This window comes from Nitrospirota bacterium (genome assembly GCA_016180645.1).
Lineage (GTDB): Bacteria > JACPQY01 > JACPQY01 > JACPQY01 > JACPQY01 > JACPAV01.
In genome coordinates this window covers 117,978-132,714 of the sequence record JACPAV010000005.1, presented here as the reverse complement: position 1 = coordinate 132,714, position 14,737 = coordinate 117,978, and the positions used below count along the sequence as shown (strand labels likewise).

Annotated in this window: 13 protein-coding genes and 1 tRNA gene; 3 read left to right on the top strand and 11 right to left on the bottom strand. The window is 61.9% G+C overall.

What is annotated here, in order from left to right; all coding sequences use genetic code 11:
- Positions 1-843, bottom strand: coding sequence for a hypothetical protein (locus HYT87_04725; protein ID MBI2059055.1), 843 nt, complete (start codon positions 841-843; stop codon positions 1-3).
- Positions 840-2,048 carry a 50S ribosomal protein L11 methyltransferase gene (locus HYT87_04720; protein ID MBI2059054.1) on the bottom strand — a complete coding sequence of 403 codons (1,209 nt, stop codon included), beginning with the start codon at positions 2,046-2,048 and terminating at the stop codon, positions 840-842. The genes HYT87_04725 and HYT87_04720 overlap by 4 nt, the downstream gene beginning before the upstream one ends.
- Before the next feature lie 498 nt (positions 2,049-2,546).
- On the opposite strand from HYT87_04720, the gene HYT87_04715 reads away from it, so the two are divergent.
- Genes HYT87_04715 through HYT87_04705 form a run of 3 tightly spaced genes read left to right on the top strand, consistent with a single transcriptional unit; the run spans position 2,547 to position 6,100 of the window.
- Positions 2,547-3,497 (top strand): nucleotidyltransferase family protein, encoded by a 951-nt coding sequence (locus tag HYT87_04715; protein MBI2059053.1) that lies wholly within the window; start codon positions 2,547-2,549, stop codon positions 3,495-3,497.
- Positions 3,494-4,351 carry an aldo/keto reductase gene (locus HYT87_04710; GenBank protein ID MBI2059052.1) on the top strand — a complete coding sequence of 286 codons (858 nt, stop codon included), beginning with the start codon at positions 3,494-3,496 and terminating at the stop codon, positions 4,349-4,351. Before HYT87_04715 ends, HYT87_04710 begins: the two co-directional genes overlap by 4 nt.
- A 24-nt stretch (positions 4,352-4,375) precedes the next feature.
- The gene (locus tag HYT87_04705) at positions 4,376-6,100 is read left to right on the top strand and encodes a hypothetical protein (protein MBI2059051.1); all 1,725 of its coding nucleotides are present in this window, start codon (positions 4,376-4,378) and stop codon (positions 6,098-6,100) included.
- Here the strand turns inward: HYT87_04705 and HYT87_04700 are convergent.
- The 9 genes from HYT87_04700 to HYT87_04660 form a co-directional block, all read right to left on the bottom strand.
- Positions 6,078-6,650 (bottom strand): isochorismatase family protein, encoded by a 573-nt coding sequence (locus tag HYT87_04700; protein ID MBI2059050.1) that lies wholly within the window; start codon positions 6,648-6,650, stop codon positions 6,078-6,080. The genes HYT87_04705 and HYT87_04700 overlap by 23 nt on opposite strands.
- Positions 6,651-6,686: 36 nt before the next feature.
- Positions 6,687-8,327, bottom strand: coding sequence for an acetolactate synthase (locus HYT87_04695; protein MBI2059049.1), 1,641 nt, complete (start codon positions 8,325-8,327; stop codon positions 6,687-6,689).
- A gap of 73 nt (positions 8,328-8,400) precedes the next feature.
- On the bottom strand, positions 8,401-8,583 hold the full coding sequence (locus HYT87_04690; protein MBI2059048.1) for a hypothetical protein: 183 nt from the start codon (positions 8,581-8,583) through the stop codon (positions 8,401-8,403).
- Between the two features lie 58 nt (positions 8,584-8,641).
- Positions 8,642-8,728: transfer RNA gene (locus HYT87_04685), tRNA-Ser, on the bottom strand.
- 229 nt (positions 8,729-8,957) lie between these two features.
- Entirely contained in the window at positions 8,958-10,223 is a 1,266-nt protein-coding gene (locus HYT87_04680) for a polysaccharide deacetylase family protein (protein MBI2059047.1), read from the bottom strand.
- Positions 10,224-10,333: 110 nt separating this feature from the next.
- On the bottom strand, positions 10,334-11,041 hold the full coding sequence (locus HYT87_04675) for a glycosyltransferase family 2 protein (protein MBI2059046.1): 708 nt from the start codon (positions 11,039-11,041) through the stop codon (positions 10,334-10,336).
- Between the two features lie 19 nt (positions 11,042-11,060).
- The gene (locus tag HYT87_04670) at positions 11,061-12,095 is read right to left on the bottom strand and encodes a Gfo/Idh/MocA family oxidoreductase (protein MBI2059045.1); all 1,035 of its coding nucleotides are present in this window, start codon (positions 12,093-12,095) and stop codon (positions 11,061-11,063) included.
- A gap of 43 nt (positions 12,096-12,138) precedes the next feature.
- Positions 12,139-13,404 carry an adenosylhomocysteinase gene (locus HYT87_04665; protein ID MBI2059044.1) on the bottom strand — a complete coding sequence of 422 codons (1,266 nt, stop codon included), beginning with the start codon at positions 13,402-13,404 and terminating at the stop codon, positions 12,139-12,141.
- Positions 13,397-14,551, bottom strand: a complete 1,155-nt coding sequence (locus tag HYT87_04660; GenBank protein MBI2059043.1) for a methionine adenosyltransferase — start codon at positions 14,549-14,551, stop codon at positions 13,397-13,399. Before HYT87_04660 ends, HYT87_04665 begins: the two co-directional genes overlap by 8 nt.
- Positions 14,552-14,737 lie beyond the last annotated feature (186 nt).

Here is a 14,737-nt window from a genome sequence, read left to right as displayed (position 1 = left end):
TCAGTCCCGGCTTCGGCCCTCTTGAGTTTGTCGCAGGATGCCTTGCAGCGCCTCCGGCACGCGTTTCAGATGTCTCTTTCCCGTCGGATATCGGAGCTCCCACACGGGCACCTTGGAGGCGAGGGATGCGGCCTCCAGGATTTGCCGGATACGGACGCGACGGGGGCGCAGAGCTCCATTGAACATGGCGACGATGAGGTTCAAGGTGGATTGGGACGGTGAGAGCCTCCGGCCGCTGATGTGCCCCTTGCGCGAGCGGCGCAGGCGAACAAACACATCGATCTTTCCGCCGTGAGAGATTTTCGGAAGGGGAATCATCAGTTTTCCGTAACGAGGATCGTAGCGCGGCTTGCCGCGGAGCCTCAGGGGCGGGATCGAGGGGAACTTCGGGAACGGCGCGATGCCGTCGGGCCTGACCTTCAGCATCGGGAGACGCAGAACGGGTCGGATCGCGCGGGAATGCGTCCGGTAGAACAGCACATCGTCAGTGACCAGGCGCCAACCTTCGTCGAGCATGGCCAGAGCCAGTGTCGATTTTCCCGCGCCGGGCGTCCCGAGGAGGGCGAGCGTTCCCCCGTGACCGGTGAGCACGGTGGCGTGGAGAGGCTGCCTGCCGCCGAGGCTGACCGCATACGCCCGGGCGATGCGGCGGATGGGAGCAAGCGAGGCGCGGGGGGATCCCCGCTCGGGGATCACGGTGACTCGCTGCTTGCGCTTCGTGATGTGGACGGTGGCGAGCCGGGGCCATCGGAGTCGGTACCCTCCCCGGCCTTCCCGAGCCTCGAAGGAGACCTCCCCGTTCGAGTCCAGTTCGCGAAGCAGGACCCCGGTTTCCGGCTTCACCTGGGGCGCCGGGCAAAATCGGCGAGAATGTTTCGGGTGACGTCGAGCGCCTCCCGGCGGTTGCCCGAGAGGGTCATAGGGCGGCGGCTCAAGGCCGCGGTGATCTGATCCAGGGTGTGGCCTTTCCGGCACCTCTCAAGCACGAACTGTGTTATTTGACCGCGGGCGTTCAGCCTTGTGCGGGCGGAGCCCTCGGCGGCCTGAATTCGATCCGCTGAAAGGAGCAGGCCATCCAAGGACGACTGATCGGCAAGCGCATGAGATGAGGAATGGACGCTCCATCTCCACATCCACTCAAATCCGGGCAGGAGAGTCAGACGGAGCCGCAGGCGCTCCCCGGCCCGCACCGGCAGCGGCCGTTCGAGCGGGAGAAAGGCGTGCCTGTGGACGGCGGGTGACAGCCGGAGCGGGGGTCGCGTGGAGAGCCAGATCCCCCGGGCCAACCGGAACTCGAACCAGAGCCCGATCCCGTGGAGCGTTCCGTCGCGCGCGGAAACGAATGTGCCGTTGGATTTCCAGGGCCGGTGGACGCCTGGATCCAACGGGAGGGTGAACGCGGGGCGAGGTCGAGAGAGAAAGTGGGAGGGAAGCCAATGGGTCGTGTGGGCCGTGTTGGCCGCGCATCGGCGCGCGGCCGTGAAATCCGCGCCCCTCCGCCTTCTCCAGGCATCAATTCGCGCCGCGTAGACGTCCGGCGCCTCCACGGGGCCGAACCGGAACCGGAGGTGGGAGGGAATGGTTCGCCCACCCCGGCGCAGGAAGCGCGCGCGGGCCGGCGGGAGCGACCGAACGAGGTCGCTGGGGCCGAGGTAGGAAATGATGACGTCCGCTTTTTCCCGCAGCCGCACGAATGAGGAGTGCTCGTGAATGACGGAGATTCGACGGCTGAACGGTGATTCGCCGATGATGTCCCTCGCAAGCACGGCCATGTCTCCACACTCCAGGGCATACACCTTCCTCGCCCCCGCTCTACACGCCTCCATGGAGTGGATGCCCGTGCCCGCTCCGAGGTCGACAACGACATCGCCCGGTCGAACGATTCGACGAATGGCCCTCCGGTACAGGGCTTGCGCGATGCGGTCATCGAGATATTCCCGATGGTGGTTGAGCAGATCCCCTGTCACTTTGCAGCTATCCTTTTGGAGGTGGCCCAGTGTCCGGGTGATCGGGCGGTGAAGCAGCGGCCATCCGTGATGTGCGCGCACTCGTCCACTTGTCCACTTTTCCATTGAGGTGGGTGCGGGGTCACGCGGGGATTATAGCAGCGTTGAGGCCAAGCCAATCGGCCCGGGGCGGTGTGTGATAGACTTGCCCAATGGCAGCCGAGGATGACCCTAAGCTCGACTTTTGCCATTTTTCCATGCTGTGTGAACATCACTTCACGAGGGAAGGCCATTTCCACGCCGTGAATTTTGAGAAAGTAGGGGAGCATCTTCAGATGCTCCCTCTTGTCGGGAGGGTCTGAAGACCCTCCCCTACGCATCATGACCAACATGAACCTTTCAAAAAATGGCAAAAGTCGAGCTAGAAGCCTATCCCAAAACCTGACGGAACCGGAGCGGGCTTCGCGGAGCCTAAAGGCTCCACTACAGCGGAAAAGCGATTTCTCCGTAGCGGGCCCTTCAGGGTCCGCGAAACGTTTTGGGATAGGCTCTAGGTCGCTCCTGACACTCCTTGCAGTCGATCCACAGCGGGGGTCGGTGGTGGAGCTGGACAAATGGAATACGGCCGGACGGCAGCGTGTTCAACCGCTGATTGCCCGGCAGATCGCGAGTGGCATTCTCAGGGCCGGTGGCCGCCTCCAGCCGACTCCGCAGGCCGTCCGGAGGACCACCCTGGCGAAGAATCTTTTTATCCTGGCCGCGGAAGAACGAGTAACCCGGTTCATGGCGCGGCGGCACGTGCCGTGCTTGGCGCTCAAGGGCGTAGGTCTCTGCGAGTTGGCCTTTCCCGATTTGGGATGCCGGCCGACGGGGGATGTCGATTTGCTGGTTTACCGCGAGGATGTTCCCAAGGCCGCCGATATCCTCCGCGATCTGGGCTACTTGCCTCTCCACCCCCTGCCGGAGCTGAATCGATTCCATGAGGCGACTTTCTCGCACCGATCAAACGGGTCGCGGGTGCCCCCGGTCGATCTCCACTGGGGACTCTGCGCCGAGAAGTTCGGACTGCACGCGCGATTCGATTTCGACCTTGCTGAATACGACGTGTGGAAGAACGCGGACCTCAAGGGGCATCGGCTAAGCCCCGAGATGACCTTCCTGCACATCATCCTTCACGCCTTCACCAACTCTTTCTCGATGCTCTCGGATTTCGTGGATGTGATGTATGTTTTCCGCGCCGTGAGGGATCGAGTGGAGTGGAAGGCTTGGGCAGATGACGTGCGGCGGTTCAGAATGGCCGGGATCACGGCGTTCGCTCTGAGCCAGGTGGCCCGCTGGTGGGAGGTACGGTACCCGGCGCCATTGCAGGCCGTTGTGCAGGAGGATCTTCCGCTCGCCGGCCGGCTGGATTTCTTGAGAGATGCGGCCTTCCGAGGGGATATCGGGGGATGGAGGGAGCGGCTCGCCATGCCTCTGTTCTTCCAACCGGCCGGCCGTGTGCCGACGGCCTATTTGAGAATGGTTTTCGGTCTGCTAGACTCCCGCCTATGAAGAACGGAAAAGAAGCTGTTTTGGGAAGAACGGGAATGAAAGTCGGCCGCCTGGGCGTGGCGTCGAGCTACGGTGTGGGGGCGCGAGACCTCGAATGGGCGTTTGAGCGCGGCGTGAACTACTTCTACTGGGGATCGGCGAGACGATCCGGGTTCCGGGATGGCGTGCGGAGTCTGTCCGCCAAGCACCGCGATCGGATGGTCGTAGTGGTCCAGAGCTACTCGCGTGTGGCGAAGTTGATGGAATGGAGCGTGGACCGGGCGCTTCGTTCTTTGAAACTCGATAGCGCGGACGTGCTCCTCCTCGGATGGTGGAATCGCCAGCCTCCGGAGCGGATCCGGGATTCCGCTGCGCGCCTGGTGGAGAAGGGAAAGGTACGTTGCCTCGCGCTCTCATCCCATCACCGCCCGTACGGAGCCACCATTCTGGAGAAGGGCCTCTTTGACATCCTCCACATCCGATACAATGCCGCTCATCGAGGCGCCGAGAAGGAAATATTTCCCCAGGTGAAAAAGGGCGGGCCGGGATTGGTAACCTACACAACGACACGATGGGGAACCCTGCTCAAGCGTCCCAAGGGGCTGCCGGATTCCGTACCCGTGCCGACAGCGACGGATTGCTATCGTTTTGCGCTGTCGAATCCGGCGATCGACGTGGTGATGAGCGGCCCGGCCAATCACGATCAGATGAAATCGGCCGTCGATGCTCTCGAGAAGGGGCCCATGGTCGAAGACGAGCTGACGTGGATGCGCAAGGTGGGGGATGCGGTGCACAAACAGGCGCCGAAGGCGTCGGTCTTCAGCACCGCGGTGGCCGAACTGGATCGATTCCGGGGCGACGTAGATCTGTCCTAGGTTCTCGTATCTCCACGGGCGACCGTGAAGCGGTGTACGCCCTTCTTCGTGGGGCTGGCTCTTCATCTCGCATTCCATATTACCCTGTGCCGAACCCACCTCGGAGGCGAAGAATTCCGCGATCTGATCACGGTCCAGCGACTTGGATGGGGTTTCGGACTTTATTCGGAGATCGACTGGATGTACGGGCCCCTGTATCCGTATCTGCTCCAGTGGGTTTTCTCGCTGACGGGAGCGGCGTACGAGATCCTGAATGTGCGGCTGGTGGCGGTAGGCTTTGCAACCATCGGCTACGGCGCGGCGTACGCGTCTTGCCGTGGGTTGATGGGACCGTGGTGGAGCGTGTTGGCGGCCCTGCTGGCGGGGCGGGCGTTCCTCCCGCCCCGGGCGACATACAATCATCATCTTGCGGTTGCGGCCTTCCTGGCCGCGGCGGCCCTGCTGGCGTCGTATGCCAAGAGGCCACGGCCCGGCAAGGTCCTCGCCCTGGCGGCGGTCGCGGCGGTTGGGCTGCTGTCGAAGCCCCTGCCGCTGGGCGTGGGTCTGTTCGCCGGGGCGGCGGCCCTCATCGCTTGCTTGACGTGGAGGCGTGGGGGGGAGATTGGGTGGGGCCATGTCGCGGTGTTTGCGGTGGTCGCAACGGGGATCACAACGGTTGTCTACGCGACCATCGGATCCCAGGCGGGATGGGATGTCATGGTCGGACGCCTCTATCCCTACCCCGTGTACACGGAAAGAATGACCTTTCATCCCCTCGGTCCCCTGGAGAATCTCGGGTCTGCGTTGCTCACCCTGAAAGCGGCCGTGTTGCGGGGGGGTCTTCCGGACGACCGGTTCTCGGACGTTTTGGAGGCCCTCCTGGTCGGCCTGGATATGACGGCCTTGGTCGCAGGGACGATCCTGGTGGCGGGAGGACTGTCCGCGGGGCGTGAGCGGGGCCGCACGGACACGATGCTGATCCTGCTTGGAGCGGCGATCCTTGCGGACGTGGAATTCCTGTTCGCGGGCAGGCAGATGGCGACAACCGTGGCGCGCGCGCCAACGGCGCTCCTTCTGGTCGTGGTGATCGAGTCGATGTTCCGCGGGGCACGACGGTGGGGATCGGGAAGGATCGGTTCTTGGGGCCGATGGGTAGGGGGAGGGATCCTCCTCGGGGCCATCTGCCCGGCCCTGCTTCGGCTCGTGCCTTTTTCCGCTTCAGCGCTGTTCCCGGCGCGAGACCATCCCGTTCGCGGCGCGTACGATGCGGTTCTGGAGATCCCGGGAGCGCGTGGCATCCGGTTGTCCTCAGCCTCGAAGACGGAGATCGAGGCGGCGTTCAAGCGGCTACTGCGGACGATCGACTCGTCGCAAACGGTCGGCGTGTTCGGCAGCGATTTCATTGCAGCCTTTCACGCCGCCGGGAAGAATGTCTTTGCCGGGGATATCCAGCTGTTTTCGCACGGGCCGGGGATACGAATATTCCGCGCGGGATGGAGGCCATCGACACCCGAAGCGGAAATCCGAAGGATCGTGGAGGACCAAACCCCGGATCGGATCATCGTGGTCCTGGACGCGATCAGGGAAAAAGGTTGGAGGCGGACGTGTTGGGCCTTGGAGGAGTTCCAGCGCCAGCGCCTGCCCTACGTGCCGGCGCCGGAAGATGCAGGGTTCAGCTGCGGCAAGAACGCAAAGGCATTTGTTGTCGCTGAACGTACCGGCGGAGGGGACGGAGGCGACCCGGGGGTCAGCTCAAATCGCGGACGATGAGTGAGATTTTCTTGAAGGCCTCCGAACCGGCCTCGCGCGTCCAGGAGAAGAGCAGAGTTTCCGTTGTGCTGATCGTGGCGCCATCCTCCCGCATTTGCTCCACGCTCGTCTCGTAGTCGATCATTTTCCGAGAGCAGACGGCATCGGATAGCAGGAGAGGCTTGTAGCCGCGTTGGAGCAAGCCCACGACGGTCTGGTAAACGCAGACGTGGGTTTCCATGCCCATCACGGCGATATTGGGACGGTTGAGTGATTCGAGTTTGCGCGTGAAAGGCTCGACATCGCAGCAACTGAAAGCGGTCTTGACGATGGGGTCGTAGGGCTCCATCAGGGAACGAATCTCCGGGAGCGTAGCTCCCAGGCCCTTGGGATACTGCTCAGTGCAAACGACCGGGACCTGGTGAACGGCGGAAGCCTTGAGAAGGGCCTGCATGTGTTTAAGGGCGCGATCCCTGAGATCGGCGTGCATCGCAGGCATCAGACGCTCCTGCGCATCGATGACGACCACGACGGTATCCCGGGGAGTAGGCAGCATCAACGGAACAGCCATGTCGCCTCCCGCCTCCCGCCTCCCATCTCTCGTACGTCACACACTGAGCGATCCCCTCCGGAATTCGCTGCGGCCGATTTTCACGTTCACGAGCGCGGGTTTTCCCGAGGCGAGAGATCGTTCGATGGCGGGACCGATCCCGGCCGGTTTTTCGACGTACTCTCCGTGACCTCCCATGGCCTCCACGATCCGATCATACCGGGTGAAATCGAGCTTGGTGGCCACGGTTCGATCGGCGCCGAAGATCATTTCCTGGCCGCGGTGGATCTGCATCCATGCGGCATCGTTGCCCATCACGCCCACAAAAGGAATCTTCTGGCGGATGGCAGCCTCATATTCGAATCCATTGAGTCCGAATGAGCCGTCTCCGTATACGATCATGACCCGTGCTTCGGGATTCGCGAGCTTGGCGGCCATCGCGAAAGAGGGGCCGACGCCCAGCGTTCCGAGCGGGCCGGGATCCATCCATTGCCCCATCTTGTACGGGAAATTCATCTTTGCTGCGGTACCCACGATGTCGCCTCCATCGCCGATCAGCACGGTGTTTTCATCGACAAATTTCCTCAGTTCATTCGAAAAGCGGAGGGGATTCACCGGTACGTCATTCGACTCCATCTCGGGCTTCATTTTCTCCCAGGCCTTGGTCTCGGCTTGCCGGAGATACTCGATCCAGCCGTGATTCGGGGCGCCGTCTTTGCGGGAGCCCAGGGTGCGCAGTAGTCCATCCATGACAAGCCCCGTGTCACCGAGTATGGCGAGGTCGAGCGGACGGTTTCGACCGAGTTCCTTACCTTCAAGGTCTACTTGAACAATCTTTGCTTTCTCACCGAGAACTCGACCATAATCCAGCCGAAAATCGAGCGGGGTTCCGAAGACCAGAACGACGTCCGCCTTTTCCAGGGCCTGGCGGCGGCAGAGATGGAAGAACCAGGGATGGTCCGGGCGCAGGGCCCCGCGGGCCATCCCATTCAGAAACGCGGGGATGTGGAGCGTCTCGCAGAATTCGGGGGCGATGTCACGGCGACGCGACCAGGCCAACTGACTTCCGATGAGGGCGACGGGATTCTGGGCCGTCCGAATCAGCTCGGCGGCGCGTTCCACCTGAGCGGGATCGGGTCCCATGGGAGGGACTTCGGGGGGGCGATCGGGGATTCCGGTCTCGGCTTCCTCGGCGTAGTTCATCAGGATGTCGATGGGCATTTCGAGGAAGACGGGCCCGGGTACTCCGGAGAGGGCCACCCGGTAGGCATGAAGCACATATTCACCGAGGCGGCGTGTTTCTGGAACGGACACCGACCACTTCGTAATGGACCGCATGAGTTCAACGTGGTCCATCTCCTGGAGAGATCCCTTGTCCTGCATGGATTTCGGCCCCTGGCCGCCGATGACGATCATGGGGCTTTGGGCCCGCCAGGCGTTGGCCACCCCGGTAACGGCATCGGTTACACCCGGACCGGCTGTCACGGCGACCACGCCCGGCTTCCCGGTGGCGCGGGACCATCCATCGGCGGCGTGGGCCGCGGCCTGTTCGTGGCGAAAATCGACGACCCGGATTCCGAGGGTGAGGCATCCGTCGTAGATATTCTGAATATGCCCGCCGCAGAGGGTGAACAGGCACTCCGTGCCGATAGATTTCAGGGCCTTGGCGACGATGAGTCCGCCGTGAATGCTACCCATTATGGAGGGGGATCATCTGAGTCACCATTGCCAACAAGAAATCAGCCTCGGAATCCAATCGGAATTTCACCACCTACTTCTTCTTGGTAGGAGTGGACTTCAATTCGTGGTGTTCGACTTTGGCGAACTGAACTTTCTTGCCGCAGTGGCCGCACTTGCAGTAGATGCTCTGATCCTCGTCGAGGGCGAGACCGGAGATGACAAACATGCCTTGGCAAAACGGGCACTTCAGTTCGGTCGGGATGACGTCTTCCATGCGCACTTCTTAACGCGTTCGGGCCGGGATTTCAACCGGTGTAAGTACTGATGGAATGCGGAGAGGGTGGGATTTGAACCCACGAGAGACGTTAATCCCTACACGCTCTCCAGGCGTGCCGTTTCAACCGCTCACGCACCTCTCCAAAATGTGCGCCTGACGGCGCGAGGACATCGTGTCCTCCATGGTGCGCGACCGCGCCCTCCTGGCTGGTCACGCACTTCTCTAAACTGTTCACCTGACAGCGCGGAATGTACGCAGGCATAAAGCCTGCGCCTACCTCTGGTCCCACTCTTCGTAGCCGCGGGCTTCAGCCCGCGCGTCGAGGTCCGAAACTTGCAACATACGGATCGTGGATCGAGAATCGTGAATCGTCAAGTGGGCAGAGTTTCACGCGGGGCCAGCAGGGAGGCTCTTTTCCGCCACGCGGCGAGATCGCGGGGGAGGGTGATCCAGGCGGCGGGGTCCGATGAAACGTATCGAACGATTTCCTGGTACAGGCATAGCCCCTTCTTGTTCACCGAAAGATGAGGCTCCGTATGTGTGACCAGATTGACCACGCCTCCGCGTATCTTGATGTTCTCCATCGATTCGATTTGCATCTTCAGGGCTTCCTCGGGGGACAGCCCGCGGGAAAAAAGGTCGTAGTCATCCGGCATGGTTGTCGGGATTTCCAGGAGGGAGCCTCCCCCAATCCGAAACGGGTGCACCGTGGAGCAGCCATGAGCGCCCCCTGCGCCATGGTAGGAATCGCGGAAGGATAGGTCGTACTCGAATCGCTCACCCATGATGGAGAGGAATCGGGAACTCTTGAGGTAGTTTGCGGATCGCATTCCCTTTACGCCAAACCGGTCGAGAAACGGACGGCAACGATCCAGCCGCGCGCGCATCGCGGCTTCGGAAAGAAAAGGGAAGCGATGATCGTGGTTGTAGCAGTGAAATCCGATCTCATGGCCATCGCGTTCCAAGCCCCGTGTCAGGATCTCACGCCTTGGGATCGTTTTGACCACAAAATACCAGGCCGACCGTACTCCGGCTGAGGACTCGATTTTCAGAAGCGGGGCAACATTCTCCGTGTGCTCGAAGGCCCACCCGGAGTCTACGTCATGCGTGAGCACCACGGCATAGCTCTTGCCCTCCGGCCACACGGGGTCAATCTTGAAGATTGACTTGTCTGGACCGGTGAGTTTGTCAACATTCAGCATTGACCCCAGGAGGGACAGGGTGTCGACGGTCACGTCCTTGGGCCAGGCGGGGAACGTGAAGCCCGATGCGCGCGGGTGGCGCTTCGACCGTGAGGAAAGCCACCGGTACGCCGTGGCGCGCAGCCGACGTGGAATGCGATGAATGGGAAGCGGAATCCGCGTGTAGAGGGGTCGGTACGGGGGGCGGTACCGTTCGTATCGGACGAAGTCCATGAGGGCGCCCAAGTCCGCGCGAGCCTCGAAGGGGCCGTGGGGTGTTTCCGTCACGAGGGTCCACGGATCAGACGCGCCCAGAGGCCGGAAGGTGAGGGCGGGGCTCGCGCCTGCGGCGGGCGGTTGAAGAGTTGACGGAACGACGAGAGGCATCTCGGCGGGCACCCATTCGGGGAGGCGCTGGCGCAAGACCGGATGAACGATGAGGTGGCCGCGGATCATCCGAAGGAGAAAGCTACTTTCGGAGCGTGTAGGGGAGCAGCTTTAGCTGCTCCCAAGAAGGGAGGACCTGAAGGTCCTCCCCTACGGGAGGTGAGTTTCCGGACGCACACTTATTTGCGGAGGCCGAGACGGAGGAAGATGAGCGGGCGCAGGATGCTCCACCAGTCCCGGAACGGAGTCATTTTCGTGTAGCTCAGCTCTCCCATGTGATAGTACTTCGTGACCGGGGCTTCCGTGAGCTTGTATCCAAGTTTGATTGCGCGGTACATGAGATAGGGCTCGAGTTCATACCGATCCAGCCAGGGCTGGGAAAGGTCCAACCGTGGATCCTTCAGGATGCGGGTTCGGAAGGCCCGGAATCCGTTCGTTCCGTCCGTGAGCCGGAATCCGGTGATCAGGCCGAACAACGCGGAATACACCCACGTGGTCACGCGCCTGAAGAGGGTGATGTTGACAGCGCGGAGTCCGCCGAGGCGGCGAGAACCCTGAACGAAATCGCAGCCGTCCGATTCCATCGGAAGCAGCAAGCGGGGAATCTCTTCGGCGTGGTCCTGCGCATCGGCACCCATGACGACAACCGCCTCGTATCCGTTCTTGAGGGCAAACCCGAACCCCGTTCGGAGGGCGGCCCCCACGCCCCGGTTGACGCCGTGTTGGACGATTTCCGCGCCGGCCGAGCGGGCTTCCGCGGCGGTTCGGTCGGTTGAACCGTCGTCCACTACAACCACGTTGTATGGGGTGTGCTTCTTCACGTCGGAGACGACCGAGCCCACCTTGCCTTCTTCGTTGTAGGCGGGAACGAGGACCAGGATTTCCACCGGCTCGGGTCTGGACCGGTCAGCCGGCGGATTGGAGGCGGGCCGGCGGAGCGGGTGCGAAAGTGTGGGGGGTCGACAGCGCTTCCGAAATGCGTTCGAGCGTGCGGACGACCCGAACGGAGAATGCTCCGTCAGAGAGCGGTTGTTTCTGCTGTTTCACGCATTCGAGGAAGGCGGTGTCCTGCGCCCGGAGGGGTTCCACGAGGTCGATTCGCGGGATTTGGATGTCTCCCTCGCGGGTGAGGTAATGAAACTCGCCGAAGTTGCTGTATCGGGGCTCGTGGACGATCCCTTTGTCGTAAATGCGGATCGGCTCGATCGGGCTCAGGTCGTTCCATACGATCATCTTGCTGCTGCCGACGACGGTGATCTGACGTAGTTTGACGGGATCAATCCAACTGACGTGGAGGTTGACCAGCACGTTTTTGGGATATCGGAGAGAGATGAACGCCACGTCGCTGATCGGGCGCTGGAGGAAAAATCCACTATTCGCCGACACCTCCTCGGGCTCCGCTTGGAGAAGGTAGTTCATGATCGAAACGTCGTGGGAAGCGAGATCCCAGATCACATCCACATCCTGCCGGACAGGGCCCAGATTGAGGCGGGACGAGTAGATGTAATGGAGAGTGCCGAGCGCGTGGCGGTCCAGATACTCCTTCAACCTGCGAATTCCGGCATTGAAGAGAAACACATGTCCGACCATGAGGATCCGTTTCGTGCGCTGGGCCATCTCATGGAGCAGGTCGGATTCGGAGGACTTCAGCGTGAGGGGTTTTTCGCAGAGGACGTCCTTCCCGCTTTCTAGCGCCGCCTTCACGAGCTGGAAGTGGGTGGTGGCTGGGGTGGCGATGACAACGGCGTCGATGTCCTTCCGGCCCAGGACGGCGTCCGCGTCGCTCACAAGTTCAAGGTCCGGATGCGTGGGGCGCAGGGATTCGAGGCGGGTGGCGTTCAGATCACACACACAGACGACGCGCGAGCCGGGGAGCGTGGAAAAGTGGCGGAAGTGATTGGGGCCCCACTCGCCGTACCCGATCAGGCCGATCCGGATCATCGGTTGAGGATGCCCCGAACGTTGCGAATCCGCAAGAGAGAGGTTACGTTCCTTCTTCCCAGCTGGAGAGGTATTTCTTCTGTTCCGGAGTCAGTCCATCGATGTTCACCCCGAGCGATTTCAGCTTCAGCCGGGCGATCTCGGAGTCGATTTCTTCCGGAACACGGATCACCTCGGGCGCCAGTTCCTCTGCGTGTTCAGCCATATAGCGCGCGCTCAGCGCCTGGTTGGCGAAACTCATGTCCATCACGCTGGAGGGGTGACCTTCGGCTGCCGCCAGGTTGACGAGCCGGCCTTCGGCGAGCAGGTAGAGCCTCCGGCCGTTGCGCAGCGTGTATTCCACGACGTAGTCACGGATCGTCCGGGTGGACTTCGACAGCTTTTCAAGGGCGGGGATGTCGATCTCGACATTGAAGTGCCCGGAGTTGGCAAGAATCGCGCCGTCCTTCATGGCTTGGAAATGCTCCTGCCGAAGCACGTGAGTGTTTCCGGTGACGGTGCAGAAGAAATCGCCTTCCTTGGCCGCCCGGCCCATCGACATCACGCGGAAGCCGTCCATCACAGCCTCAAGGGCCATGAGGGGGCTTACTTCGGTGACCACCACATTCGCGCCGAGGCCGCGCGCGCGCATCGCCACGCCTCGGCCGCAGAGGCCGTAACCGGCAACGACGAACGTGGCTCCGGCGAGGAGACGGTTCGTGGCGCGAATGATGCCGTCCAGCGTGCTTTGGCCGGTCCCGTAACGGTTGTCAAAAAGGTGTTTCGTATTCGCGTCATTCACGGCGATGATGGGATAGCGGAGAACGCCGCTCTGCGCCATGCTGCGGAGGCGGATCACGCCGGTGGTGGTCTCTTCCGTGCCGCCGATCACTTCCTCGTTTTCGCCGTTCTTGGAATGGATCATCGAAACAAGGTCGGCGCCGTCGTCCATGGTCATTTCGGGCTTGTGATCCACGGCCCTTCGAAGATGGTCGTAGTACGTCTTCCGATTCTCACCCTTGATGGCATAAACGCGGATGCCGAGCCCCTTGGCCAGGTATGCCGCGGTGTCGTCTTGTGTGGAAAGGGGATTGGAGGCGCAGAGCGCCACGTCCGCTCCACCGGCCTTCAGAGTCTGCATGAGGACCGCGGTTTCGGTGGTGACGTGCAGGCAGGCCGATACCCGGCGGCCCTTGAGAGGCTTCTGACGGTGGAAATCCGATTCGATCTGGCTGAGAACGGGCATGCTTTTCTTCGCCCATTCCGTGCGGTCGCGCCCACGGGCGGCGAGCGAGGCGTCTTTGACGTGATAGGCTTTGAAACTATGCATGGAGCAACCTCTTCAATTCAGCGGCCTTGTCCGTGCTCTCCCAGGTAAATCCCTCGTTCTCGCGTCCGAAGTGCCCATACGCGGCCGTCTTGCGATAGATGGGGCGGAGAAGGTCGAGGTACTTGATGATTCGAGCCGGCCGGAGCGGGAAGACCTCGCGGATGGCGCTTGAAATCTTTTGCGGATCGGCGGCTTCCGTTCCGAACGTGTCCACGCGGACGGAGACGGGATCGGCCACGCCGATGACGTAGCCGAGCTGGATCTCGCATTTCTTGGCGAGCCCGGCGGCCACGACGTTCTTGGCCACGTGACGCGCCATGTAGGCGGCGCTTCTGTCCACCTTGGAGGGATCTTTTCCCGAAAAGGCGCCGCCGCCGTGGCGGGCGTAGCCGCCGTACGTGTCCACGATGATCTTCCGGCCCGTGAGGCCGCAGTCGCCCGCCGGCCCGCCGATGACGAACCGCCCGGTGGGATTGATGAAGATGCGCATGTCCTTCGCCCAAAACTCCTGGGGAATGACGGGCTTGATGACGTGTTCGGTGATGCCGGCGCGGAGAGCGTCATCGGAGACCTCTTCATTGTGTTGCGCGGCGATCACCACGGTGGTCACGCGCGTGGGAAGTCCGTTGGCGTATTCCACGGTCACTTGGGATTTTCCATCCGGGCGGAGATAGTCGACGATGTTCTTCTTGCGGGTTTCGGAGAGGCGTGAGGAGAGGCGATGAGAGAGAAGGATGGGGAGGGGCATGAGCTCCTTCGTTTCGTTGCAGGCGAATCCGAACATGATGCCCTGGTCGCCGGCGCCCTGTTCCTCCTCCTTCGCGCGGGTCACGCCCATGGCGATGTCCGGCGATTGCTGGCCGACGAGGTTTTGAACCTCGCATGTCTTCCAATCCAGCCCTTTCTTGACGTCGTCGTAGCCGATATCCCGGATCGTATCGCGGGCGACTTTGACGAAATCGATGCGCGCGCGCGTGGTGATCTCGCCGGCCACGATGACGTGGTTGTCCTTCAGCATGGACTCGCACGCGACGCGACTCGTCGGATCGCCTGCGAGGGCGGCATCCAACACGCCGTCCGAGATCTGATCGGCAATCTTGTCCGGGTGGCCTTCAGTGACCGACTCGGAGGTGAACAAATCAGACATGATGATCTCCTTTGGTATCAGGCGGGGTGTTATACACCAAGCCCGAACGTCAAACAATCCGTGGGGCGACGGACGCAGGCTAAAGCCTGCGGCTACCAAGGAGGGATGAACCCTTATTGGGTAGGCGCACCCTTTATGGGTGCGTCTTCGGACGCAGGCTAAAGCCTGCGGCTACCAAGAGGGATT

Excerpts from the sequence above, each read along its gene's own strand:
- HYT87_04710 (MBI2059052.1), top strand. The coding sequence starts at position 3,494 with ATGAAGAACGGAAAAGAAGCTGTTTTGGGAAGAACGGGAATGAAAGTC.
- HYT87_04690 (MBI2059048.1), bottom strand. The coding sequence starts at position 8,583 with ATGGAAGACGTCATCCCGACCGAACTGAAGTGCCCGTTTTGCCAAGGC.
- HYT87_04700 (MBI2059050.1), bottom strand. The coding sequence starts at position 6,650 with ATGGCTGTTCCGTTGATGCTGCCTACTCCCCGGGATACCGTCGTGGTC.
- HYT87_04665 (MBI2059044.1), bottom strand. The coding sequence starts at position 13,404 with ATGCATAGTTTCAAAGCCTATCACGTCAAAGACGCCTCGCTCGCCGCC.
- HYT87_04695 (MBI2059049.1), bottom strand. The coding sequence starts at position 8,327 with ATGGGTAGCATTCACGGCGGACTCATCGTCGCCAAGGCCCTGAAATCT.
- HYT87_04680 (MBI2059047.1), bottom strand. The coding sequence starts at position 10,223 with ATGATCCGCGGCCACCTCATCGTTCATCCGGTCTTGCGCCAGCGCCTC.
- HYT87_04660 (MBI2059043.1), bottom strand. The coding sequence starts at position 14,551 with ATGTCTGATTTGTTCACCTCCGAGTCGGTCACTGAAGGCCACCCGGAC.
- HYT87_04670 (MBI2059045.1), bottom strand. The coding sequence starts at position 12,095 with ATGATCCGGATCGGCCTGATCGGGTACGGCGAGTGGGGCCCCAATCAC.